This is a genomic window from Pseudonocardia sp. (genome assembly GCF_025465255.1).
Taxonomy (GTDB): Bacteria; Actinomycetota; Actinomycetes; order Mycobacteriales; family Pseudonocardiaceae; genus Pseudonocardia.
This window is the reverse complement of record NZ_JAODNI010000121.1, coordinates 145,310-167,816: the sequence shown is the minus strand read 5'-3', so window position 1 is coordinate 167,816 and position 22,507 is coordinate 145,310. Positions and strand designations below refer to the sequence as shown.

Genomic DNA, 22,507 nt, shown 5'->3' with positions numbered 1-22,507 from the left:
CCGACTTTCCGCGTCGTGGCTCCACGACGCGGTGGGGGTTGTGGTGAGAGGCGCGACCGTGCTGGTGGCGGGGGCCGGAATCTCCGGGCTCGCGGCGGCCGAGGCGCTGGTGGCCGCGGGGGCGCGGGTCGTCGTGTCCGACGACGACCCCGCCGCGCTCACGGATTTGCCCGCCGGGGCGGTGCCCGGGGACGGCACGATCCCGGACGGGACGAGCCTGATCGTCACCAGCCCGGGCCGGCGCCCGGACCACCCGCTCGTCGCCGAGGCGGCGGCCCGGGGGATCGACCTCGTCGGCGAGCCGGAGCTGGCCTGGCGGCTCGGCGCGCAGCGCGCGGAGCCTCCGGCCTGGCTCGTCGTCACCGGGACCAACGGCAAGACCACCACCACCGGCATGCTCGCCGCGATCCTCCGCGCCGCCGGTCTCGACGCCGTGGCCTGCGGGAACATCGGCTACCCGGTCGTCTCCGCGGTCGCCGCGGGGCATCGGGTGCTGGCCGTGGAGCTGTCGAGCTACCAGCTGCACTGGTCGCCGTCGATCCGTCCGGCCGCCGGCGTGGTGCTGAACGTCGCCGAGGACCACCTGGACTGGCACGGCGGGATGGCCGCCTACGCCGAGGCCAAGGCCGCGGCCCTCATCGGCGACGTGGCCGTCGCCGGGGTCGACGACCCGTTCGCCGCGGACCTGCTCGCCCGCTCGCCCGCCCCGCGGAAGGTCGGCGTGACGCTTGCGGAGCCGGGGGAGGGGCAGCTCGGGATCTCCGGCGGCGAGCTCCTCGACCGGGCGTTCGGTGACCGGGACGAGCTGGCCGAGGTGAAGGACGTCCGTCCCGGCGGGCCGCCCGGCCTCACCGACGCGCTCGCCGCCGCGGCGCTCGCCCGCGCGTACGGCGTCGAGCCGGAGGCCGTCCGGGCGGGGCTCGCCGCCTTCGAGCCCGGGGCGCACCGGATGGCGGAGGCCGGCACGGTCGCCGGGGTCCGCTACGTCGACGACTCCAAGGCCACGAACCCGCACGCCGCGGACGCCGCCCTGGCGGCCCAGGGCGACGCGCAGGTCGTCTGGATCCTCGGCGGGCTGCTCAAGGGCGCCCGGGTCGACGACCTGGTCGCCCGGCACGCCGGCCGGCTCGCGGGCGCCGTCGTGATCGGCACGGACCGTTCGGAGATCCTCGACGCACTGGCCCGACACGCGCCCGATGTCCCCGTCGCGGAGGTCGCCGCGGGCGACGATGGGCCGATGAGGTCCGCCGTGCACCGTGCCGCCGCGCTCGCCGGGCCGGGGGACGTGGTCCTGCTCGCCCCCGCCGCGGCGTCGATGGACCAGTTCCGGGACTACGCCGCGCGGGGCCGGGCCTTCACCGACGCGGTCCGGGAGATGGCCGTGCGGGAGCCGGCCGCCGGGGACCCGGGCTGATGGCGGCCCCCACGTCGTCGCGGCCCTCCGCCGGGCCCGGCCGCTCCGGCCGGCGGCCGGCCGCCAAGGCCGCGCCGGGCACCTTCGCGGGGCTCCGGGCCGGCATCAGCCGCAGCGGCACCGCGCTGCAGGTGTGGCTGCGCCGCCCGCTGACCTCGCTGCACCTGATCCTCGCCGTGTTCGGCCTGCTCACCCTGTTCGGGCTGGTCATGGTGCTCTCGGCGTCGTCGGTGGAGTCGCTGACCCAGGACGGCTCGTCGTACTCGGTGTTCACCAAGCAGGTGATGTTCTGCCTGCTCGGCCTCGTCCTGTTCTGGGTCGGCCTGCGGATCCCGCCGCGCCGGATGCGGGCGCTCGGCCCGGTGATGCTGCTCGTCGGCGTCGCGGCGCTGGTCGCGGTACTGATCCCGGGGGTCGGCGTCCTCCGCAACGGTTCCCGGGCGTGGTTCGCGATCGGCTCGTTCTCGCTGCAGCCGTCCGAGGGCGTGAAGGTCGCGCTGACCCTGTGGGGCGCGCACGTCCTCGCCGCCCGGCGCGCCGTCATGCACCGCTGGAAGCACGCGCTCAACCCGCTGGTCCCGGTCACCCTCGTCGTGCTGACGCTGCTGGTGCTGGAGCCGGACATGGGCATGTCGGTGTCCATGGGCATCGTGCTGATCGCGCTGCTCTACTTCGCCGGCGCCCCGATGAGGCTGATCGCGGCCATCGCCGGCGGCGGCCTCGCGGGCGCCGTCGTCCTCGGCCTCACGGCCGGCTACCGGGTCAGCCGGATCACGGCGTTCCTGTCCTCGGACACCAGCGACCCGCTCGGCCCCGCCTACCAGGCCAACCAGGCCCTCTACTCGCTGGCCGACGGCGGGCTCCTCGGCGCCGGGCTCGGGCAGGGCCGCGCCAAGTGGAGCTACCTGCCCAACGCGCACAACGACTTCATCTTCGCCATCATCGGGGAGGAGCTCGGGCTGGTCGGCGCCCTCGCCGTGCTGGCCCTGTTCGCGACGCTCGCCTACACGGGTCTGCGCATCGCCTCGCGCAGCACGGACCCGTGGCTGCGTATCGTCGTCGCGACGTCGACGACCTGGCTGGTCGCGCAGGCGTCGATCAACATCGGTTACGTCGTGGGCCTGCTGCCGGTCACCGGCCTGCAGCTGCCCCTCATCTCCTCCGGAGGCACCTCCCTGGTGGTCACGATGTTCGTGTTCGGCATCCTCACCAACGCCGCGCGGCATGAGCCCGAGGCGGTCGCCGCGCTGCGGTCCGACGGCCAGGGCCGGATCGCGCGGCTGCTGCGGCTCCCGCTGCCCGAGCCCTACAAGGCCCCGGTCGCGCGCCCGCCGGCCCAGCGGGCGGTGCGCCGGTGAGCGCGCCGAAGCCGCTGTCCGTCGTCGTCGCGGGCGGGGGCACCGCCGGGCACATCGAGCCCGCGCTCGCCTTCGCCGACGCCGTCCGCCGGCTCCGGCCGGACGCGACGGTCACCGCGCTCGGCACCGAGAAGGGCCTGGACACCCGGCTGATCCCGGCGCGCGGGTACAAGCTAGAGCTGATCCCGCCCGTCCCGCTACCGCGGAGGCCCTCCGGGGACCTGCTGCGGCTGCCGTCGAAGATCAAGGGCGCGGTGTCCCGCGTGCGGGAGGTGCTCAGCCAGGTCGAGGCGGACGTCGTCGTCGGCTTCGGCGGGTACGTCGCGTTGCCCGCCTACCTCGGCGCACGCGGCCGGGTGCCGATCGTCGTGCACGAGGCCAACGCGCGCGCCGGGCTGGCGAACAAGGTCGGCGCCCGGTTCGCGGCCGCCGTCGTCGCCGCGGTGCCCGGGAGCGGGTTGCCGGACGCGCAGGTGGTCGGCATCCCGCTGCGCCACGCCGTCACGTCGCTGGACCGGACGGCGCTGCGCCCCGAGGCCCGCGCGAGGTTCGGCCTGCCGCCGAGCGCGCCGGTCCTGCTCGTCTTCGGCGGGTCGCAGGGCGCGCGATCGCTGAACTCCGCGCTCGCGCAGGCACTGCCGGGCCTGGTGCACCACGGGATCGCGGTCCTGCACGCCCACGGGCCCACCGGCACGCCCGCGGCCGCGGCGCCCGGGTACGTCCCGGTGCCCTACATCGAGGACATGCACCTCGCCTACGCCGCCGCGGACGCGGTGCTGTGCCGCTCGGGGGCCATGACCGTCGCCGAGGTCTCCGCCGTCGGGCTGCCCGCGGTGTACGTGCCGCTGCCGCACGGCAACGGGGAGCAGGCGCTCAACGCCCAGCCGGTCGTCGACGCTGGCGGCGGCACCATGGTCGCCGACGCGGACCTCACCGGGGACCGGGTCCTCGCCGAGCTGGTGCCGTGGTTCGCCGATCCCCGCCGGATCGGCCGGATGGGCGCCGCGGCGCGCGCGTCCGGGCACGCCGGGGCCGACGAGGTACTGGCGGACATCGTGTTCGGGGTGGTCGGGAGATGACGATGAGCGACGCGGACGGCCTCGGGAAACACGTCCACCTCGTCGGGATCGGCGGGGCCGGGATGAGCGGGATCGCCCGCATCCTGCTGGCGCGGGGCGTCGCCGTCTCCGGGTCGGACGCCAAGGACTCCCGCACCGTGCTCGCCCTGCGCGCGCTCGGCGCCGTCGTCGAGGTCGGGCACGCCACGGCGAACCTGGACCTGCTCGGCGGGCCGCCCACGGTCGTCGTGTCGACGGCGATCCGCGAGTCGAACCCGGAGCTGGCCGCGGCCCGCGAGCGCGGCCTCACCGTCGTGCACCGGGCCGAGGCGCTCGCGGCGCTGACGGAGGGCCGGCTGGTCGCGGCGATCGCGGGCACCCACGGCAAGACCTCCACCACCTCGATGCTCACCGTCGGCCTGCAGCACTGCGGCCTGGACCCGTCGTTCGCGATCGGCGGGGACCTCACCGCCAGCGGCTCCGGCGCGCACCACGGCGCGGGGGAGGCGTTCGTCGTCGAGGCGGACGAGAGCGACGGGTCGTTCACCGCGTTCGCGCCGTCCGTCGCCGTCGTCACCAACGTGGAGCCGGACCACCTGGACCATCACGGCGACGAGGCGACCTACCGCGCCGTGTTCGAGGCCTTCATCGGCCGGATCACCCCCGGTGGCGTGCTGGTGACCTGCGCGGACGATCCCGGGGCCGAGGAGCTCGCCCGGTCCGCGGAGGACCGCGGGATCCCCGTGCGCCGCTACGGCCGCAGCGCCACCGGCGGGTCGGACGTCGTGCTGCTGGACTTCCGGCCGGAGGGCAGCGGCTCCCTCGCGCGGGCCCGGCACCGCGGCGTCGAGCTGGCGGTGCGGCTCGCCGTCCCCGGCGAGCACATGGCCCTCAACGCGCTGGCCGCGCTGCTGGCGGGGATCGAGCTCGGCGCCCCGGTGGACGGGATGTTGGCGGGCCTGGCCGCGTTCGACGGCGTCCAGCGCCGCTTCGAGTACAAGGGCCGGGCCGGCGGCGTCGCGGTCTACGACGACTACGCCCACCACCCCACCGAGGTCGCGGCCACGCTGCGGGCGGCCCGCGAGGTGTTCGGCGTCGAGCAGGGTCGCCGCGGCCGGGTGCTCGTCGCGTTCCAGCCGCACCTCTACTCCCGCACGCGCATCTTCGCGAGCGCCTTCGGCGAGGCCCTGGCCCTGGCGGACGAGGTCGTGGTGCTGGACGTCTACGGCGCCCGCGAGGACCCCGAACCCGGCGTGACCGGCAAGCTCGTCGCGGACCACGTCCGGCTCCCGGCCGAGCGCGTGCACTTCGTGCCGGGCTGGTCGGACGTCCCGCGCGTGCTGGCCGGGCTGGCCCGCCCCGGTGATCTGGTGCTCACCATGGGCGCGGGCGACGTGACGGTGCTCGGGCCGGAGGTCCTGCTCGAGCTGGAACGGGCGGGCGGGACGGCGTGACCAGGCCCGTGGACCGGGGGTCGGGGTCCCGCGGGACGCCGGCACGGTCCGCGGCCCCCGCCGGCCGACGGAAGGCGCGGGACGGGGCCCGGAAGGGTGCCGAGGCCGCGTCGCCGACCACGGCGGAACGGGCGGAACGGGCGAAACGGGCTCGCGTCGAGAAGATCGCGCGCGAGCGTGCGGTCGCCGCCGCCCTCCCGGCGTCGGCGACCTCCGCCGCGGCGGTGACCGCGGCCCGGATCCGGCTCCGCCGGACGCTGGCCGCGCTGATCGCGATCGTCGTGCTGCTCGGGGCGCTCGCCGCGGGCGGCTGGGCGCTGCTCTACCGGGCGGGGCTCGCGGACGTCGAGGGTGTCGAGGTCACGGGCGTCCTGCCGGCCGGCGTCCAGCAGGTGACGGACGTCGCCGCCGTCGAGACCGGGGTGCCGCTCGCGTCGGTGGACACCGCCGCCGTGGCGCACCGGGTGGCGCAGCTGCCGGACGTCGCGTCCGTGGAGGTCAGTCGGAACTGGCCGCACACCGTCGGGATCGCGGTCACCGAACGGGTGGCGGTAGCGCTCGCGCAGACCCCGAAGGGCCTCACGCTCGTCGACGCCACCGGCGTCCCGTACCACGAGGCCCCCGCCGTGCCGCCGGCGTTGCCACGGCTCACCTTCGGCGCCGTCGGCCCGGACGACGAGTCCACCCGCTCCGCCCTCGCCGTGCTGGCCGCGCTGCCGGAACAGCTGCGCGCACAGATCCTCACCGTGGGCGTCACCACAGGGGCCGACGGCGAGGACCCGACCGTGCAGCTCGGGCTCACCGAGGACCGGCGGGTCAGGTGGGGCACGGCGGACGACGGGGCCCGCAAATCCGCGGTCCTCGTGCCGCTGCTGACCGAGTCCGGGTCCGTCTACGACGTCGCCAGCCCCGAACTGCCGACCGTCCAGCACTGACGCGGTACTTCTCACTTTCAGTCCGCGACCGGTCACGGAACGGTCACGCCGGGAGGCTCGCGCTCAGGAACACCCGGTCGGGCTGTTGCCGACGTGCGGCGCGCCTGCTGGACCGTGGTGGACACGGGACCTAGCGTTCGACCCGTACGGCCCGGGCAGACCGGAGCTGATTCGAGACCGGAACCCGAGCGAGACGGAAGGTGCCCTCATGACGCCCCCGCACAACTACCTGGCCGTGATCAAGGTCGTCGGCATCGGTGGCGGCGGCGTGAACGCCGTCAACCGCATGATCGAGGTCGGCCTCAAGGGGGTCGAGTTCATCGCGGTGAACACCGACGCCCAGGCCCTGCTCATGTCGGACGCCGACGTGAAGCTGGACATCGGGCGCGAGCTCACCCGGGGCCTCGGCGCCGGGGCGAACCCGGACGTCGGGCGCAAGGCCGCCGAGGACCACCGCGAGGAGATCGAGGAGGTCCTCAAGGGGGCCGACATGGTCTTCGTGACCGCGGGCGAGGGTGGTGGCACCGGGACCGGTGGCGCGCCGGTCGTCGCGTCCATCGCGCGCAAGCTCGGCGCGCTCACCATCGGCGTCGTCACGCGGCCGTTCACGTTCGAGGGCCGCCGGCGCGCCGGCCAGGCCGAGGACGGGATCACCGGCCTGCGCAACGAGTGCGACACGTTGATAGTGATTCCGAACGATCGCCTCCTGCAGCTCGGTGACGTCGGCGTGTCCCTGATGGACGCGTTCCGCTCGGCGGACGAGGTCCTCCTCTCCGGTGTCCAGGGCATCACGAACCTGATCACCACCCCGGGCCTGATCAACCTCGACTTCGCGGACGTCAAGTCCGTCATGTCGGGGGCGGGCAGCGCGCTCATGGGGATCGGCAGTGCCCGCGGTGAGGGCCGGGCCGTCCAGGCGGCCGGCAAGGCGATCAACTCACCCCTGCTCGAGGCGAGCATGGACGGCGCGCAGGGCGTCCTGCTGTCGATCGCGGGCGGCTCGGACCTCGGCCTGTTCGAGATCAACGAGGCCGCCTCGCTGGTCCAGGAGGCCGCGCACCCCGAGGCCAACATCATCTTCGGCACCGTGATCGACGACTCGCTCGGCGACGAGGTCCGGATCACGGTCATCGCCGCCGGGTTCGAGGGCGGGACACCGACGCACAAGAAGCTGGAGCCCGGGGCCTTCCGGTCGGGGGAGTCGACGGACGGCTCGTCGGGCATCCGGTCGTCCCCGCAGCCCTCGTCGAACGGCTCCGGGAGCAACGGGACCGGCGCGTACTCCGCGTCCGGCACCGTTCCGGCCGCGCCGCAGCCGGCGACGACGCAGTACGCGGCGCCGGCCCCGCAGCCGCAGGCCTCGCAGTACTCGTCGCAGCCGGCCCCGCAGGCCCCGAGCCCGCACCCGCACCCGCAGTCGCCGAACCAGAGCGGGACCCTGCCGCCCGCCGCCCCGGCCGCGTCGAACGGGAGCTACTCGCCCCCGGCGCCGCGCGTCCCGGAGACGACGCAGGACGGCGCCGGCGCGCAGGCCCCGCGGAGCTTCGGTGAGGCCGCCGCGGCCCCGCAGGCGGGCCTCGGGTCGTCCTCCGGCTACTCCTCGGCCTCGGCCCCGGCCGCGGCGAAGCCGGTCGAGGACCTCGACGACGACGTCGACGTGCCGCCGTTCATGCGTCGGTGAGCGAGTCCACCCCCTCCGCTCCGGCCGCGGAGGCGCGCATCCGCCGGGTGGTCACCACCCGCGTGGGCGGGCGCTCGACCGGGCACTTCCGCTCCTTCAACCTGTCCCGCTCCGTCGGCGACGACCCCGGAGCCGTCCGGCTCAACCGGGGCCGGCTCGTCGTGGAGCTGGGGTTGAAGGGCGCCGTCTTCCTGAACCAGGTCCACGGCACCCGGGTCGCGACGGTCGAGACGCCGCCCCGCCCGGACGCGCCGGACATCCCGAACACCGACGCGGTCGTCACCGCGACGCCGGGCCTCGGGCTCGTCATCCTGGCGGCGGACTGCGTGCCGGTCCTGCTCGGTGATCCCGTCGCCGGGGTCGTCGGCGCGGCCCACGCGGGACGGGTCGGGGCCGCAGCGGGCGTCGTGCCCGCCGCCGTCGAGGCGATGGAGGCGCTCGGCGCGCAGCGCGACCACATCGAGGTCCTCCTCGGCCCGGCCGTCTGCGGGCTCTGCTACGAGGTCCCGGCCGCCATGCGGACCGAGGTCGACCGGCAGCTGCCCGGCAGCGCGTCCCAGACCCGCAACGGCAACCCGGGCCTCGACCTGCGGGCGGGCCTCATCCGTCAGCTCCTCGGGCTCGGCGTCACCAGGATCGCCGGGGACCCGCGCTGCACGATGGAGGACCGGAACCTCTACAGCCACCGCCGCGAGGGCAAGACGGGCCGTCTCGGTGGGGTCGTCTGGCTCGATCGCGGCTGACGCCGCCCCTGCGCGGTGAGTGGTGCTCGGGTACCAGGTGCCGCGCACGACCGTAGGGTCGGATGCGTGCAGGTGGAGAACGTGAGTGACGAGCGGCGGGCGGACCTCGGACGCCGGCTGACGGACGTGCGTGCCCGGATCGCGGAGGCGTGCGCCGCGGCCGGGCGGGACCCGGCGGAGGTCGCGCTCCTCGCAGTGACCAAGACCGTCCCGCCCGCGGACGTCGCGGCGCTGATCGACCTCGGGCTCGACTCGTTCGGCGAGAACCGCGCCCAGGAGGCGTCGGCGAAGGTGGAGGAGGTCGCCGGGCTCCGGCCGCAGGCCCGACCGCACTGGCATTTCGTCGGCAACCTCCAGCGGAACAAGGCACGCGTGGTGGTCCCGTGGGTGACGCGGCTGGAGACGCTCGACTCGGCCCGGTTGGCGAACGCGGTGGACGCCGCGACCCGCAAGGCGCACGACGACGGCACCCGCGCCGAGCCGGTCCTGCCGGTCCTGATCCAGTACAGCGTGGACGGTGACCCGGCCCGCGGGGGAGTGGCCGACGACGGGCTGCTGGAGCTCGCGTCGCACGTCGCGGGCCTGCCGGGGCTCGAGCTGCGGGGCCTCATGGCCGTGGCCCCGCTGGGATCCGAGCCGGACCGGGCGTTCGCCGCGATCGCCGCCGCGGCCGCCCGGCTGCGCGCCGAGCACCCCGGGGCCCGCGAGCTCTCGGCCGGGATGAGCGGTGACCTGGACGTCGCGATCCGTCACGGATCGACGGTGGTGCGTGTCGGAACGGCCCTTGTGGGGGAGCGGGCGTTAACCTCGCGGTGATCGCCAACGCGGGGGCTGCAGCGGGGGCGAGGCGTCGACGAGGGGAGCGCGCGATGGGCGCGATGTACCGGCTCAAGGCCTACTTCGGCATGGTTCCCGCCGAGGAGATGGACTACGCCGAGGACCCCGAGGCGTTCCCGGAGCCCCGTCGTCCCCGCCGGGACGACCGTTGGGCCGATCCGGACGACCGCTACGGCGACTACGACGAGTACGGAAGCGGCCGAACGGAGTCCCCCGAGGACGTCGACGGCCGTTTCGGGACGGACTGGAGCCGCCGGTCGGCGCGCGAGCCCGTCCGGTCGGCGCGGGACCGGGAGCCCGTCCGGGGCTCCGGAGGCATGTCCCTGCCCACTCCACCGGCGGTCCGCGGCGCCCTCGCGGTCGATCCGGACTCGGTCCGCGAGCCGGCCGTCCGGGAGGCCCTCCGGCCCGTCGAGCGGGTCCCCGCGCCGGCTCCGGTCCCCGAGCAGCGGGACCGCGGCGCGGCCGCGCTGGCGCGCATCACGACGCTGCAGCCGCGCAGCTACAACGAGGCCCGGACGATCGGCGAGCGCTACCGCGACGGCGTCCCGGTGATCATGAACCTGACCGAGCTGGACGACGCCGCGGCGAAGCGCCTGGTGGACTTCGCCGCAGGTCTGGCCTTCGCGCTGCGAGGTTCGATCGACAAGGTCACGAGCCGGGTGTTCCTTCTCACCCCGGCCGACGTGGAGGTCTCCGCGGACGACGCGCGGAAGCTCGCGGAGCGGGGCCTCTTCCGTCAGGATTGAGTCGTGCCGACCGCCGTGCTCTTCCTGATCTACTACGTCCTCTTCTTCTTCTGGCTGCTGCTCGTGGGCCGGATCGTCGTCGAACTCGTGCGCTCGTTCGCGCGCCAGTGGGCGCCCGCCGGACACACCGCCGTGGCGCTCGAGGTCGTGTTCACCGTGACCGACCCTCCTGTCAAGTTGTTGCGGAGAGTGATTCCCGTCGTCCGCATAGGAGGCGTCGGACTGGACTTGTCGATTATGGTTCTACTGCTGGTGGTGTTCATACTGATGAGCATTGCCAGACCGGTGTGAGCCCCAGTCACCCGGTCTGCCGCCGAGGACTGCATGAGGTGATCCGATGCCGCTGACGCCCGCTGACGTCCACAACGTCGCGTTCAGCAAGCCCCCGATCGGTAAGCGGGGGTACAACGAGGACGAGGTAGATGCATTCCTCGACCTCGTCGAGGCCGAACTCGCGAGACTGATCGAGGAGAACGAGGACCTGCGCGAGCAGGTCTCTGAGCTCGAGCAACGCCTGGGCAACACCCAGGCCGACCTCGAGGAGGCAAGGTCGCGCCCGCAGGGTGGCGGCATGGGGGGTCAGAACGGGCCCCCACCCACGCAGCAGATGCAGCGTGCGGTCGAGCCGCCTGCCCCGCAGCGCCCGGAGCCGCAGCGCATGGCGCCCGCGCCGGCGATGGCGGACTCCGAGCCCGGAGGTGGCGACCACCACGTCCAGGCCGCGAAGGTCCTGGGCCTGGCCCAGGAGATGGCCGACCGGCTCACCGCCGAGGCCAAGAACGAGGCGGACTCGATGCTGGCGGATGCCCGCACCAAGTCCGAGCAGCTGCTCTCCGACGCCCGCACCAAGTCGGACGGCCTGGTCAACGAGGCACGCTCGCGTGCCGAGACCATGCTGAACGACGCCCGTACCCGGGCGGAGACGCTCGAGCGGCAGTCGCGGGAGAAGGCGGCGACGCTGGTCGGCGACGCCGAGCGCAAGCAGACCGAGGTCATCGGTGCCATCCAGCGGGACAAGTCCGTGCTGGAGAAGAAGATCGATGAGCTCCGGACCTTCGAGCGCGAGTACCGGACCCGGCTCAAGACGTACCTGGAGTCCCAGCTCCGGGACCTCGAGGGTCGTGGTTCGGCCGCTCCGTCCGACGCCGGCCGGTCCGGCGCGAACGGTGGCTACGCGGCCTCCGGCTACGGCCAGCGTGCCGACGCCGGCAGCTGAGTCCGCAGACAGTCAGATCGACGCGGGCGGGCGGTCATGCTGTCACCACGGCGTGCCGCACCGCCGCACACGGAGTGAATCGTGCTGCTGCTGGTTCTGATCCTCGTCCTGATCGCCTTCGGGCTGCTGGTCGTCGCGCTGCTCTCGGGCAGCGTGATCTGGGCCTGGGTGTCGGTGGCCGTGAGTGTCGCGGCCGCCGTGTCCCTGCTCGTTGACTGGTGGCACCGGCGTTCGGCGGTCAAGGCCGGTTCGGAGACCGGCGCGGCCACCGCCGCACCGCAGGCCGTCCGGGCCCCGTCCACGCCGCCGCCCGGCTCGCCGCCGGTCGGCAGGGCTCCTGCGGACTACTACGAGCCGGTCACCGAGGTCCTCCCGGCGGTTCCGGCCCCGGGCGGACCGCCGGTGTCCGACGAGCCCGCCACCCCCGAGGCCGCGGTCGCGGATTCCACGGACGGGGCGGACACGTCCTCCCCGGCCCGGGGCTCGTCGGTGTTCGCCGCCGGTGCGGACAGCGAGGCGACGACCGTGATGCCGGTCGTGCAACCGCCCGGCTCAGCGGGCCCGCCGTCCGGCGCTGTCGAGGGTGACACTCGGACGAATGAACCTTTGTCACACGGCGTGACCGATGCGCCGTCCGACGGCGACGCACCGAAGACACCTGTGGGTGGGCCCGAGGAGCCTCCCACGGGTGCTCCGGCCGTCTCGGACGCCACTTCGGACGCCTCCGTGGCGGACGACGCCGGGCGCGGGCCCTCCGGAGGCAAGGTGGCCGCCGGGGTCGTCGGTGGTGCCGTCGCGGCGGGCGCGGGACTCGCGGCCGCGGCCGCGGCGAAGAAGTCCGACGAGAAGCCGGAACCGGCGGAGCCCGACAGCGCACTCACGGCCGCGGGCACGGGTGCCGACGCGCCCGAGGCGGCCGGCTCTCCGGCGGACCCCGCGCGCGACGCTCGGAGGAACAGCCTCGCCACGGACACGAAGGGCGCGGGCTCGGACACCACGGTTCCCGGCTCGTCGAGCGCGGACCGTCCGTCCGCCGGAACTCCCGCGGACGAGGAGGCCGCGACGTCCACGGCATCCACGGCGAACCGGGCGTCGCTGGGCGGGGCGGACCTGTTCGCCAGCTTCTCCGACGGCGCCAGGGGCCGCGGCACCACCGAGGGCCGGACGCCCGTCGAGGAGTCGGCTCGCGCCGCGGACGCGCCCGCCGACCGTCCCGCGGAGGACGGCCCCGCCGCCACGCCCGAGGACATCGACGGCCCGACCGTCACGACCCGGGCGGCGGGGCCGGAGGGCCGGACCGCGCCGAGCTCGCCTTCGGGCGGCCAGACCCGGCCGCCTGCAGGTCAGGCCCGCGCGGACCACGGTCCGCGCGGCCAGGTCCCGCCAGGGCAGGTCGTGGGCCAGGCCGGTCAGAACGGTCCGGGTCAGAACGGTCCGGGTCAGAACGGTCCCGCCGGCCAGGTTCCCGCAGGTCAGGGCGGGCCGGCTCAGGAGGGGCGTGGCCCTCGTGGCGGAGCCCAGGAGGGCAACGGCGTCCACGGTGGGGCCCAGGGCGGCATGCTGCCCCCGGCCGGACCGGACGGCGAGGCCCCGGAGGAGCCCCGGAACGCGGAGGCGGCGGCCCTGGTCGCGGAACTCCCGGACGAGGTCCTCGTCATCGACGAACAGCCCCGCTACCACCTGGCGGGCTGCCGCTCCCTGCCCGGACGGCCGGTCATCCCGATCCCCGCACGGGAGGCCGTCGAACTCGGCTTCACGCCGTGCGGATGGTGCACCCCGGACCGGATGCTGGCCCGCCGGCACTCGGCCGAGGTCCGCTGAGCGGACCGCCGCAGGCGTCGGCGCGGGGCCGCCGGAATAACCGGTCGCGGCCCCGCGCTAGCATCAGCAGGTAGTTCACGCATCACCACAGGCACCGATCCGGCCATCACCGGGGAGCCTCCGGAAGAAACCCCTGCCCAGGCCGGGGGAGTAGAACCGGACGGGAGCGGCCCGTCACAGCCGTCGTCGAGAGGCCGGGAGCAGCAGTTCCCGGCAAGCGGGGTGGTACCGCGGCGAGATCCGTCTCGTCGTCCCCGTGCAGGCATGAGCACCCTCCGCCGCACGAGGAGCACCACCGTCATGAGCGAGAGCTATCCGGCCGTCCCGGCGCATCCGTCGTTCCCGGCACTCGAGCGCGAGGTGCTGGACTTCTGGGAGGCCGACGACACGTTCGTCGCATCCGTGGAGGCCCGGCCGGCCGGTGAGAACGGCGCCAACGAGTTCGTCTTCTACGACGGCCCGCCCTTCGCCAACGGCCTCCCGCACTACGGCCACCTGCTCACCGGCTACGTCAAGGACGTCGTCCCGCGTTATCGCACGATGCGCGGGCAGCGGGTCGAGCGCCGGTTCGGCTGGGACACCCACGGCCTCCCCGCCGAGGTCGAGGCGGAGCGCCAGCTCGGGATCACGCACAAGTCCGAGATCGAGGAGATGGGCGTCGCCGCGTTCAACGAGGCGTGCCGCACCTCCGTCCTGCGCTACACCGGGGAGTGGCGGGAGTACGTCACCCGCCAGGCCCGCTGGGTGGACTTCGACCACGACTACAAGACGCTCGACCTGGACTACATGGAAAGCGTCATGTGGGCCTTCAAGACCCTGTGGGACCAGGGCCTCGTCTACTCGGGCTTCCGGGTGCTCTGGTACTGCTGGCGCTGCGAGACCCCGCTGTCGGCCACCGAGACCAAGATGGACGACGTCTACCGGGACCGCCAGGACCCGGCCGTCACCGTCGGCCTGCGCCTCGCCTCGGACGGCCCGGAGCTGAACGACGCCCTCGCTCTCGTCTGGACGACGACGCCGTGGACCCTCCCGTCGAACCTCGCCGTCGCGGTGAACCCGGACGTCGACTACGTGCTCCTCGCCGCGAACGGGGAGAAGTACGTGATCGCCGCCGCCCGCGTCGCCGCCTACGCCCGTGAGCTGGGGGAGGAGCCGGAGGTCCTGCGGCACTACACCGGCCGCGAGCTCCTCGGCACGCGCTACACCCCGCCGTTCGACTTCTTCGTCGGCCGGGAGAACGCGCACGTCGTGCTCGAGGCGGACTACGTCACCACCGAGGACGGCACCGGCCTGGTGCACATCGCGCCGGCGTTCGGTGAGGAGGACAAGGCCGTCACGGATGCGGCGGGCATCGAGGCCGTCGTCCCCGTGGACTCGCGCGGCGAGTTCACGGTCGAGGTGCCGCCCTACGCCGGGCAGCAGGTCTTCGACGCCAACCCCAAGATCATCCGTGACCTCCGGGACGGGTCGCCGCACGTCCAGGGCGTCCTGCTGCGGCACGAGACCTACGACCACCCGTACCCGCACTGCTGGCGGTGCGGGAACGCGCTCATCCAGCGCGCCGTCGACTCGTGGTTCGTCCAGGTCACGGCGTTCCGGGACCGGATGGTCGAGCTCAACGAGCGGATCAACTGGGTGCCCGCGCACATCAAGCACGGTCAGTTCGGGAAGTGGCTGGAGGGTGCCCGGGACTGGGGCATCTCCCGCAACCGCTACTGGGGCAGCCCGATCCCGGTGTGGCAGTCCGACGACCCGCGCTACCCGCGGACGGACGTCTACGGCTCGCTCGACGAGCTCGAGCGGGACTTCGGCGTGCGCCCGACGGACCTGCACAGGCCCTACGTCGACGACCTCACCCGCCCGAACCCGGACGACCCGACCGGGAAGTCGACCATGCGCCGCGTGCCCGAGGTGCTCGACTGCTGGTTCGAGTCCGGCTCCATGCCGTTCGCCCAGGTGCACTACCCGTTCGAGAACGCGGACTGGTTCGACCACCACTACCCGGGCGACTACATCGTCGAGTACAACGGCCAGACCCGCGGCTGGTTCTACACGCTGCATGTGCTGGCCACGGCCCTGTTCGACCGCCCGGCGTTCGAGAACGTGTCGGCCCACGGCATCGTGCTCGGCGACGACGGCCAGAAGATGTCGAAGTCGCTGCGCAACTACCCGGACGTCAACGAGGTCTTCGACCGCGACGGTTCGGACGCCATGCGGTGGTTCCTCATGGCGAGCCCGATCCTGCGCGGCGGGAACCTGGTCGTCACCGAGCAGGGCATCCGCGAGGGCGTCCGGCAGGCGATCCTGCCGCTGTGGAACACCTGGTACTTCCTGTCGCTCTACGCGGGGGCGGCCGGGCGCAAGGGCATCACACGGACGGACTCGCCCCACGTCCTGGACCGGTACGTGCTGGCCAAGACCGCCGCGCTCGTCGACGGGGTGACCGCCGCGATGGAGGTCTACGACATCGCGGGCGCCTGCGAGCAGATCCGGGACCACGCGGAGGTGCTCACCAACTGGTACGTGCGCCGCTCGCGGGACCGCTTCTGGGACGGGGACGTCGACGCCGTCGACACGCTGCACACCGTCCTGGAGGTGACTGCGCGCGTCGCCGCGCCGCTGCTGCCGCTGACCATGGAGGTCGTCTGGAAGGGGCTCACCGGTGGTCGTTCCGTGCACCTCGCGGACTGGCCGGCCCGCGACGAGCTCCCGCACGACGACGCCCTGGTCGCGGCCATGGACCGGGTGCGCCAGGTCGCGTCGTCCGCGCTGTCCCTGCGCAAGGCGCGCAAGCTGCGCGTCCGGCTGCCGCTGGCCCGGCTGACCGTCGCGTCCGCGGATGCGACGGTGCTCGAGCCGTTCGCGGACATCCTGCGGGACGAGGTGAACGTTCGCGAGGTCGTCCTGACCGACGACGTCGCGAGCTACGGCCGGTTCGAGGTCGCGGTCAACGCCCGGGCCTGCGGTCCGCGGCTCGGCGGGGACACGCAGAAGGTGATCAAGGCGGTGAAGGCCGGGGACTGGACGTCGAACGCGGACGGGACGGTGACCGCGGGCGGCATCCAGCTGCTCGAGGGCGAGTTCACCGAGAAGCTCGTGTCCGCGGACCCGGCCTCGACCAGCGCGCTGCCGGGCAACACGGGCCTGGTCGTCCTGGACACCGAGGTCACGCCGGAGCTGGCGGCCGAGGGCACGGCGCGCGACGTCGTCCGCGCGGTGCAGCAGGCCCGCCGGGACGCCGGCCTGGACGTCTCGGACCGGATCGACCTGGTCCTCGACGGTCCGGAGCCGGTGCTCGACGCCGTCCGGACGCATGAGAAGTTCGTGTCCGGCGAGGTCCTGGCGACGTCGGTGTCCTACGCCGCCGTCCCGGAGCCGACCTCCACCGGTTCGGTCACGGCCCCGGACTCGGCCGCCGCCGAGGTCGGGGTGCACGTCACCCGCGCCTGACATCACCCGCGAGTCGCGCTCTCAGACCCCGCGAGTCGGGGTCCGGGACCGGGCGAGTCGGGCTTTGCCGGCGCGCGAGGCGGGAGGACAGTGTGAGTCGCGGGCTCGCGGGGCGTCGGTCGTCTCCCGACTCACCGGGCTCTGAAGGAGGACCGATGGGCGGTGCCGCGGAGCGGTGGGCCGAGCTGCAGGAGGGGCGGGCCGTCCCGCCGGAGATCCTCGCGCAGGCTCCGGTGAGCCCCTGGGTGCACGATCCGCAGGACTTCACGGCGCCCGACGTCCCGTCCGACACCCCGTCGCGGGACGCCGGGCTGGCGCTCCTCGGCGACGCCGGGAGCGTCCTCGACGTCGGCTGCGGCGGCGGGGACGCGGCGTTCGCCCTGGTCGGGCCGGTGACCGAGGTGACCGGGGCGGACCAGCAGCAGGACATGCTCGATCTGTTCGCCGTCGGCGCCCGGGCCCGCGAAATCCCCTTCCGGACGGTCCTCGGGCGCTGGCCGGACGTCGCCCCCGACGCCGGGAGCGCGGACGTCGTCACGTGCCATCACGTGCTGCACAACGTGGTCGACCTGCCGCCGTTCGTTGCCGCGCTCACCGCCGCGGCCCGGCGCGGCGTCGTCGTGGAGATGATGACCGAGCATCCGATGGCCTGGCTGGATCCGTTGTGGGTGCGCTTCCACGACCTGCACCGGCCGCCGTCCGCGACGACCGAGGACGCCGCGGCGGTGCTCCGCGAACTCGGGGTCGAGCCCGAGGTGACGCGGTGGGAGCGGATCCGGCGGCCGCCGCACGACCCGGCGTGGGTGGCACGGCGGCTGTGCCTGCCCGACGCCCGGGCCGAGGAGGTGGAGGCGGCCCTGGCCGAGGTTCCACCGCGGACCAGGACCGCGGCGACGCTCGTCTGGCGGCCCTGACCCGAACCGCGCTCCAGACCCGCCCCGGCCCGACTCGCGCGGTTGCAGAGCGGGACTCGCGGGGGTGTGGGAGCGCGACTCGCGGGGTTTCAGAGCACGACTCGCGGGCGGTGCGAGGCGGGTGGGTCAGGCGGGATGCACTGTGACGTCGCCCGTCTCGGTGCTCGCCCGGATGGTGGCGTCCGCGCCGAAGTCCGTGGGGACCGAGATCCGGCCCGCGTGGCCGGTCACCGAGACCGCGTCGACCCGGTAGGACCGCCCCGCCGGCACACCCAGGTCGACGTCGCCGCCGTTCGAGGCCAGCAGACGTGCCGCGGCTCGACCGCGAGAGCCAGCGTGATGTCGCCGTACGTGGTGTCGCCGGTGATCGACGTGCTGCGCAGCCCGGTTCCGGTGTATCGCGGAGCATCGCCTCGCCGTAGCGCAGCGGGTTCCGCTCACGCGCCGGCATCGGCTGGCCGTCGAAGCGCTCCCCGAGCAGCAGGGCGTAGCGGGCGCGCTCGAGCCGGGCCAGGCCGGAGCCGACCCAGCCGGTGAGCAGCCAGACGGGCAGCCCGAGCAGGGCGAACGGGAACAGCAGGACCGAGGCCACCAGGCCGGTCCCCACGATCAGCGCGGTCGCGCCGCCGAGGACGACGTCGAGCAGCAGATGGGCCGCGCCGAGCCAGGTCGCCGGGGCCAGCAGGGCGTGCACCGGATCGGTGGGCCGGGGCATCTCGAACCCGCTGCGCCGGCCGGTGACCGGACCCGGCGTGAACGGGCCCGTCGGAAGGGTCCCGGCAGGGATCATCGGTGCGGTGGACATGGGAACGACCCTAGGGAGAGTCGTCCGAGGCCCGCTGACCGCGAGCCCCCGGCGCAGACCGCCCCCGAGCCCGAGCTCCGCCCACCCGACCCCGCGCGCCGGGCCAGCGACAGGAGCGCCGCCGCCACCGCGAGGTTCCAGGGGACGACGGCGAGGGGCCAGCGGGGGACGACGAACACGTTCGTCACGGCGAGTAGCGCGAGGGCCGCGAGGAGCGCCCACCCTCGCCTCCGCGTCATGGGGAGATCATCGCCCACCCGGCCGGCGCCGGACCCAGCCATCGCCGGGCAGAACGTGACCGGGCCGACCCTCCCAACCCGCCGAAAGTGCTTCCGACCTGCGCCGATACGATCGCGCGGGGGGTGCGGATGAGTCTGGAGGTCGTACTCGGCGCGGTCGCCGGGGTGGTGCTGCTCGGCGTCATCGCGGTGCGGGTGTCCGTTCGCCTCGGCCTGCCCTCGCTCCTGCTCTACCTCGCCATCGGCATGCTGCTCGGCGAGGCCGTCCTCGGCCTGCAGTTCTCCGACGCCCGGCTCACCGAGAACATCGGGATCGCCGCGCTCGTCCTCATCCTGATCGAAGGCGGCATGACCACCCGGTGGGAGGCGGTCCGCCCGTCGCTGGGCATCGGCATCGGCCTCTCGACGATCTCCGTCGCCGTCAGCATCGGGGTGGCCGGCACCGCGCTGCACTACCTCCTCGGCCTGGACTGGCGGGTCGCGTTCCTCTGGGGCGCGGTCCTCTCGTCCACGGACGCGGCGGCGGTGTTCAGCGTGCTCCGCGGGGTCGGCGTCTCCCCGCGGCTCGCCGGGGCCCTCGAGCTCGAGTCCGGAATGAACGACGCCCCGGTCGTCCTGGCCGTCATCCTGCTCGCGTCCACCGAGGCGATCACCTGGGTGACGCCGGCGCTCGTCGTCTACGAGCTGCTGGCCGGCGGGCTCATCGGGCTCGCCCTGGGTTTCGGCGGCGCCTGGGGGCTCCGGCGGGCGGCGCTGCCGTCGACCGGCCTGTACCCCCTGGCCACGATGGCCGTCTGCGTGCTCGCGTTCGCCGGCGGGCAGCTGCTGCACGCGTCCGGGCTGCTCGCCACCTACGTCGCCGCGCTGGTCCTCGGCAACTCGCGGCTCCCGCACCGCGGCGGCGTCGTGTCGTTCGCCGAGGGCACCGGCTGGCTCGCCCAGATCGGCCTGTTCGTCCTGCTCGGCCTCTACTCCAGCCCTTCCCGGCTGGTCGACGCGCTGGTCCCGGCCCTGATCTGTGCGGGCGTCCTGCTGGTGCTGGCCCGGCCGCTGTCCGTCGTTGCGGCAGCACTGCCGTTCCGGCTGCCGTGGCGGGAGCAGGTGTTCCTGTCCTGGTCGGGGCTGCGCGGCGCGGTCCCCATCGTGCTCGCGCTGATCGCGCTGGTCGAGGGAGCGCCCGGCGGCGAGCGGCTGGTCGACGTCGTGTTCGTCCTCGTCGTCTTCCTCACCCTCCTGCAGGGCACCACCCTGCCCTGGGTGGCCCGGTTCCTCGGGGTGGCGAAGGGCAGCGAGCCGCAGGAGATGGGCGTCGACGCCGCCCCGCTCGACGAGCTCGGCGCCAGCCTGCTCCAGGTCCGGATCCCGGTCGGGTCGAAGCTGCAGGGGGTCTACCTGCGCGAGTTGCGGCTGCCCAGCGGAGCCATCGTCAGTCTGGTGGTCCGGGACGAGGCCGCGTTCACCCCGAACGGGGAGACGCGGCTGCGCGAACGGGACCAGCTGCTCGTCGTCGCCACCGCGTCCTCCCGCGCCCGCGCCGAGGAACGGCTCCGCGCCGTCGACCGCGGGGGTGCGCTGGTCCGCTGGAGGGACACCGACCCGGACCCGAAGGCCCGGCGACCGGGCAGCCCGGGCGCGCCCGCATAATCGTGGGGTGACCGCCGAGCCCGACACAGCCCCCGATCTCCCGCCGAAGAGGGTGCTGCTGCTCGCCGTCGTCGCGGTCGCGATCCTCGGGCTCGACATCCTCACCAAGACCCTTTCCGTCGCCGAGCTGGAGGGTCGCCCGCCGGTCGAGCTCCTCGGCGGTGCCGTCTACCTGATCCTCGTGCGCAACCCGGGCGCGGCGTTCTCGCTGGCCACGGGCTACACATGGGTGCTCACGCTGATCGCCGTCGCGGTCGTCGTGGTGATCGTCCGGATCTCCCGCAAGCTCCGTTCGACCGGCTGGGCGCTCGCCCTCGGGCTGGTCCTCGGCGGCGCGCTGGGCAACCTGACGGACCGGCTGTTCCGCGCGCCCGGCCCGCTGCAGGGCCACGTCGTCGACGTCGTGTCGCTCTTCGCGCCGGACGGCTCGGTATGGCCGGTGTTCAACCTGGCGGACTCCTCGATCGTCTGCGGCGGGATCCTGCTCGTGCTGATGGCCCTGCTCGGGCGCGAGCTCGACGGCACGAAGACCACCAAGGAAGAAGCCGTCTCCAGTGAGTGACCTCCGCCAGCTCCCCGTTCCCGACGGCTTGGACGGCATGCGCGTCGACGCCGGCCTCGCCCGCCTGCTGGGCCTCTCCCGCACCGTCGTCGCGACCCTCGCCGAGGAGGGCCGGGTCGCCGTCGACGGCCAGGCCGCCGGCAAGTCGGACCGGCTCACCGCGGGCAGCTGGCTCGAGGTCGAGCTGCCGTCGCCGGACGTGCCGACGGCGATCTCGGCCCCGCCGGAGGTCGTCGCCGGTCTCGCCGTCCTGTACGAGGACGACGACATCGTGGTCGTGGACAAGCCCGTCGGGGTCGCGGCGCACCCCAGCCCGGGCTGGACCGGGCCCACCGTCCTCGGCGGGCTGGCGGCCCTGGGCACCCGCGTCTCGACGTCCGGCTCGGCCGAGCGCAAGGGCATCGTGCACCGGCTGGACGTCGGCACCACCGGCGTCATGGTCGTCGCGAAGTCCGAGCACGCGTACACGGTGTTGAAGCGGGCGTTCAAGGAGCGCACCGTCGAGAAGCGCTACCACGCGATCGTCCAGGGCCACCCGGACCCGACGAGCGGCACGATCGACGCCCCGATCGACCGGCACCCGAAACACGACTACCGGTTCGCCGTCGTCGCGGACGGGAAGCCGAGCGTCACGCACTACGACACGATCGAGGCCTTCCGCGCCGCCAGCCTGCTGGACGTGCACCTGGAGACCGGCCGCACGCACCAGATCCGGGTGCACTTCTCCGCGCTACGCCACCCGTGCGTCGGGGACATCACCTACGGCGCGGACCCGACGCTGGCCAAGCGGCTGCACCTCGGCCGGCAGTGGCTGCACGCCCGGCAGCTGGGGTTCCACCACCCGGCGGACGACCGGTGGGTCGAGTTCGTCAGCGAGTACCCGGCGGACCTCGAGCGGGCCCTCGAGCTGCTGCGGGACTGATGACCCGCAACCGGCGGCTCGCCGCCTACGCCGTCTGCGGGGTGATCCTCGTGCTCGTCGCGCTCTACGCATCACGGCAGTACGGCGGGCCCGCGGGACCCGGCCCGTCGCCGGGTTCGGTGCGGCTCGGCCCGGACCCGGGGGAGACCGTCGCGGACTACCGCGCGCGGCTCCCGGCGGAGCTGCCCCCGCCCGGCGCCTCCACACCCGCGCTGGTGCAGCTCGACGCCGAGGTCACCCCGGCCGACGCGGCCGCGCTCGTCGGCGACGCCCGTGTCCTGACGGCCGTGTTCCGCGTGCCGATCCCGCGCGTCCAGACCGCGCTGCGCTTCCAGACCGTCGACGCCGGGGTCCCGAACCCCGCCGCCCTCGACACGGCCCGGCAGCGCGCCGGGATCGCCGCCGGGGCGGACGCTGTGCGGCTCGGCGGGCGTCCCGCGGCCGTCGCCTCGGCGGAGGACGCGGCGTACCGCGGGCCGTGCGCGTGCGTCGTCGCGCTCCTCGTGCAGACGGACCGGGCCGGCCTCGATGCGCTCGCCGCGGCCGGCGGGGTCCGGGCGGTCCAGGCCGCGCCGGTGGGCACCACCCCGGTCGAGCTGGCCCTCGCCCCGCTGCTCCCGGAGCAGCGGGAGTCGGCCGTCCCGCTGCCGGACGACGGACCGGTCCCCGCGGCGCCCTGATCGTCCGACCGGGGGCTGACCCCCG

The 22,507-nt window shown here is 74.4% G+C and carries 19 protein-coding genes and 1 pseudogene; 18 read left to right on the top strand and 2 right to left on the bottom strand.

All coding sequences use genetic code 11. The annotated features are described in order from the left end of the window. Positions 1 to 43: 43 nt before the first annotated feature. From murD to JWP64_RS14980, 14 genes are all read left to right on the top strand, one after another. Complete coding sequence (gene murD, locus JWP64_RS15045; protein WP_297496830.1) at positions 44 to 1,414, top strand: UDP-N-acetylmuramoyl-L-alanine--D-glutamate ligase; 1,371 nt, start codon at positions 44 to 46, stop codon at positions 1,412 to 1,414. After that, positions 1,414 to 2,772 carry a putative lipid II flippase FtsW gene (gene ftsW, locus JWP64_RS15040; RefSeq protein WP_297496827.1) on the top strand — a complete coding sequence of 453 codons (1,359 nt, stop codon included), beginning with the start codon at positions 1,414 to 1,416 and terminating at the stop codon, positions 2,770 to 2,772. Before murD ends, ftsW begins: the two co-directional genes overlap by 1 nt. Further along, on the top strand, positions 2,769 to 3,851 hold the full coding sequence (murG, locus tag JWP64_RS15035) for an undecaprenyldiphospho-muramoylpentapeptide beta-N-acetylglucosaminyltransferase (RefSeq protein WP_297496825.1): 1,083 nt from the start codon (positions 2,769 to 2,771) through the stop codon (positions 3,849 to 3,851). Before ftsW ends, murG begins: the two co-directional genes overlap by 4 nt. Before the next feature lie 2 nt (positions 3,852 to 3,853). Further along, positions 3,854 to 5,284 carry a UDP-N-acetylmuramate--L-alanine ligase gene (gene murC / locus JWP64_RS15030; protein WP_297496823.1) on the top strand — a complete coding sequence of 477 codons (1,431 nt, stop codon included), beginning with the start codon at positions 3,854 to 3,856 and terminating at the stop codon, positions 5,282 to 5,284. Continuing rightward, entirely contained in the window at positions 5,281 to 6,219 is a 939-nt protein-coding gene (locus JWP64_RS15025; RefSeq protein ID WP_297496821.1) for an FtsQ-type POTRA domain-containing protein, read from the top strand. Before murC ends, JWP64_RS15025 begins: the two co-directional genes overlap by 4 nt. A 208-nt stretch (positions 6,220 to 6,427) precedes the next feature. After that, positions 6,428 to 7,900: a cell division protein FtsZ gene (ftsZ, locus tag JWP64_RS15020; RefSeq protein ID WP_297496819.1), complete on the top strand. Its 1,473-nt coding sequence runs from the start codon at positions 6,428 to 6,430 to the stop codon at positions 7,898 to 7,900. Then, positions 7,897 to 8,643 carry a peptidoglycan editing factor PgeF gene (gene pgeF, locus JWP64_RS15015; RefSeq protein ID WP_297496817.1) on the top strand — a complete coding sequence of 249 codons (747 nt, stop codon included), beginning with the start codon at positions 7,897 to 7,899 and terminating at the stop codon, positions 8,641 to 8,643. The genes ftsZ and pgeF overlap by 4 nt, the downstream gene beginning before the upstream one ends. A gap of 81 nt (positions 8,644 to 8,724) precedes the next feature. Beyond that, positions 8,725 to 9,459, top strand: a complete 735-nt coding sequence (locus JWP64_RS15010) for a YggS family pyridoxal phosphate-dependent enzyme (protein WP_297496815.1) — start codon at positions 8,725 to 8,727, stop codon at positions 9,457 to 9,459. Between the two features lie 53 nt (positions 9,460 to 9,512). Next, entirely contained in the window at positions 9,513 to 10,229 is a 717-nt protein-coding gene (sepF, locus tag JWP64_RS15005) for a cell division protein SepF (RefSeq protein WP_297496813.1), read from the top strand. Positions 10,230 to 10,232: 3 nt separating this feature from the next. Beyond that, positions 10,233 to 10,520, top strand: a complete 288-nt coding sequence (locus JWP64_RS15000; RefSeq protein ID WP_297496811.1) for a YggT family protein — start codon at positions 10,233 to 10,235, stop codon at positions 10,518 to 10,520. A gap of 46 nt (positions 10,521 to 10,566) precedes the next feature. Continuing rightward, complete coding sequence (locus JWP64_RS14995) at positions 10,567 to 11,445, top strand: DivIVA domain-containing protein (protein WP_297496809.1); 879 nt, start codon at positions 10,567 to 10,569, stop codon at positions 11,443 to 11,445. An 81-nt stretch (positions 11,446 to 11,526) separates the two neighbouring features. Further along, positions 11,527 to 13,266 (top strand): hypothetical protein, encoded by a 1,740-nt coding sequence (locus tag JWP64_RS14990; RefSeq protein WP_297496807.1) that lies wholly within the window; start codon positions 11,527 to 11,529, stop codon positions 13,264 to 13,266. A gap of 300 nt (positions 13,267 to 13,566) precedes the next feature. After that, complete coding sequence (ileS, locus tag JWP64_RS14985; RefSeq protein ID WP_297496805.1) at positions 13,567 to 16,716, top strand: isoleucine--tRNA ligase; 3,150 nt, start codon at positions 13,567 to 13,569, stop codon at positions 16,714 to 16,716. Positions 16,717 to 16,871: 155 nt separating this feature from the next. Beyond that, positions 16,872 to 17,630 (top strand): class I SAM-dependent methyltransferase, encoded by a 759-nt coding sequence (locus tag JWP64_RS14980; RefSeq protein ID WP_297496804.1) that lies wholly within the window; start codon positions 16,872 to 16,874, stop codon positions 17,628 to 17,630. Positions 17,631 to 17,756: 126 nt separating this feature from the next. On the opposite strand, the gene JWP64_RS14975 is transcribed toward JWP64_RS14980, so the two are convergent. Continuing rightward, positions 17,757 to 17,900, bottom strand: coding sequence for a hypothetical protein (locus JWP64_RS14975; protein WP_297496802.1), 144 nt, complete (start codon positions 17,898 to 17,900; stop codon positions 17,757 to 17,759). A 136-nt stretch (positions 17,901 to 18,036) separates the two neighbouring features. After that, positions 18,037 to 18,345, bottom strand: a pseudogene (locus tag JWP64_RS31525) (sensor domain-containing protein); the annotation flags it as partial. A gap of 458 nt (positions 18,346 to 18,803) precedes the next feature. On the opposite strand from JWP64_RS31525, the gene JWP64_RS14970 reads away from it, so the two are divergent. The 4 genes from JWP64_RS14970 to JWP64_RS14955 are packed head-to-tail and all read left to right on the top strand — an operon-like array spanning position 18,804 to position 22,482. Continuing rightward, complete coding sequence (locus JWP64_RS14970; protein ID WP_297496800.1) at positions 18,804 to 20,318, top strand: potassium/proton antiporter; 1,515 nt, start codon at positions 18,804 to 18,806, stop codon at positions 20,316 to 20,318. A 7-nt stretch (positions 20,319 to 20,325) separates the two neighbouring features. Further along, on the top strand, positions 20,326 to 20,880 hold the full coding sequence (gene lspA / locus JWP64_RS14965) for a signal peptidase II (RefSeq protein WP_297496798.1): 555 nt from the start codon (positions 20,326 to 20,328) through the stop codon (positions 20,878 to 20,880). 37 nt (positions 20,881 to 20,917) lie between these two features. Then, positions 20,918 to 21,802, top strand: a complete 885-nt coding sequence (locus JWP64_RS14960; RefSeq protein WP_297496852.1) for an RluA family pseudouridine synthase — start codon at positions 20,918 to 20,920, stop codon at positions 21,800 to 21,802. Beyond that, positions 21,802 to 22,482: a hypothetical protein gene (locus tag JWP64_RS14955; RefSeq protein WP_297496796.1), complete on the top strand. Its 681-nt coding sequence runs from the start codon at positions 21,802 to 21,804 to the stop codon at positions 22,480 to 22,482. The genes JWP64_RS14960 and JWP64_RS14955 overlap by 1 nt, the downstream gene beginning before the upstream one ends. Positions 22,483 to 22,507 lie beyond the last annotated feature (25 nt).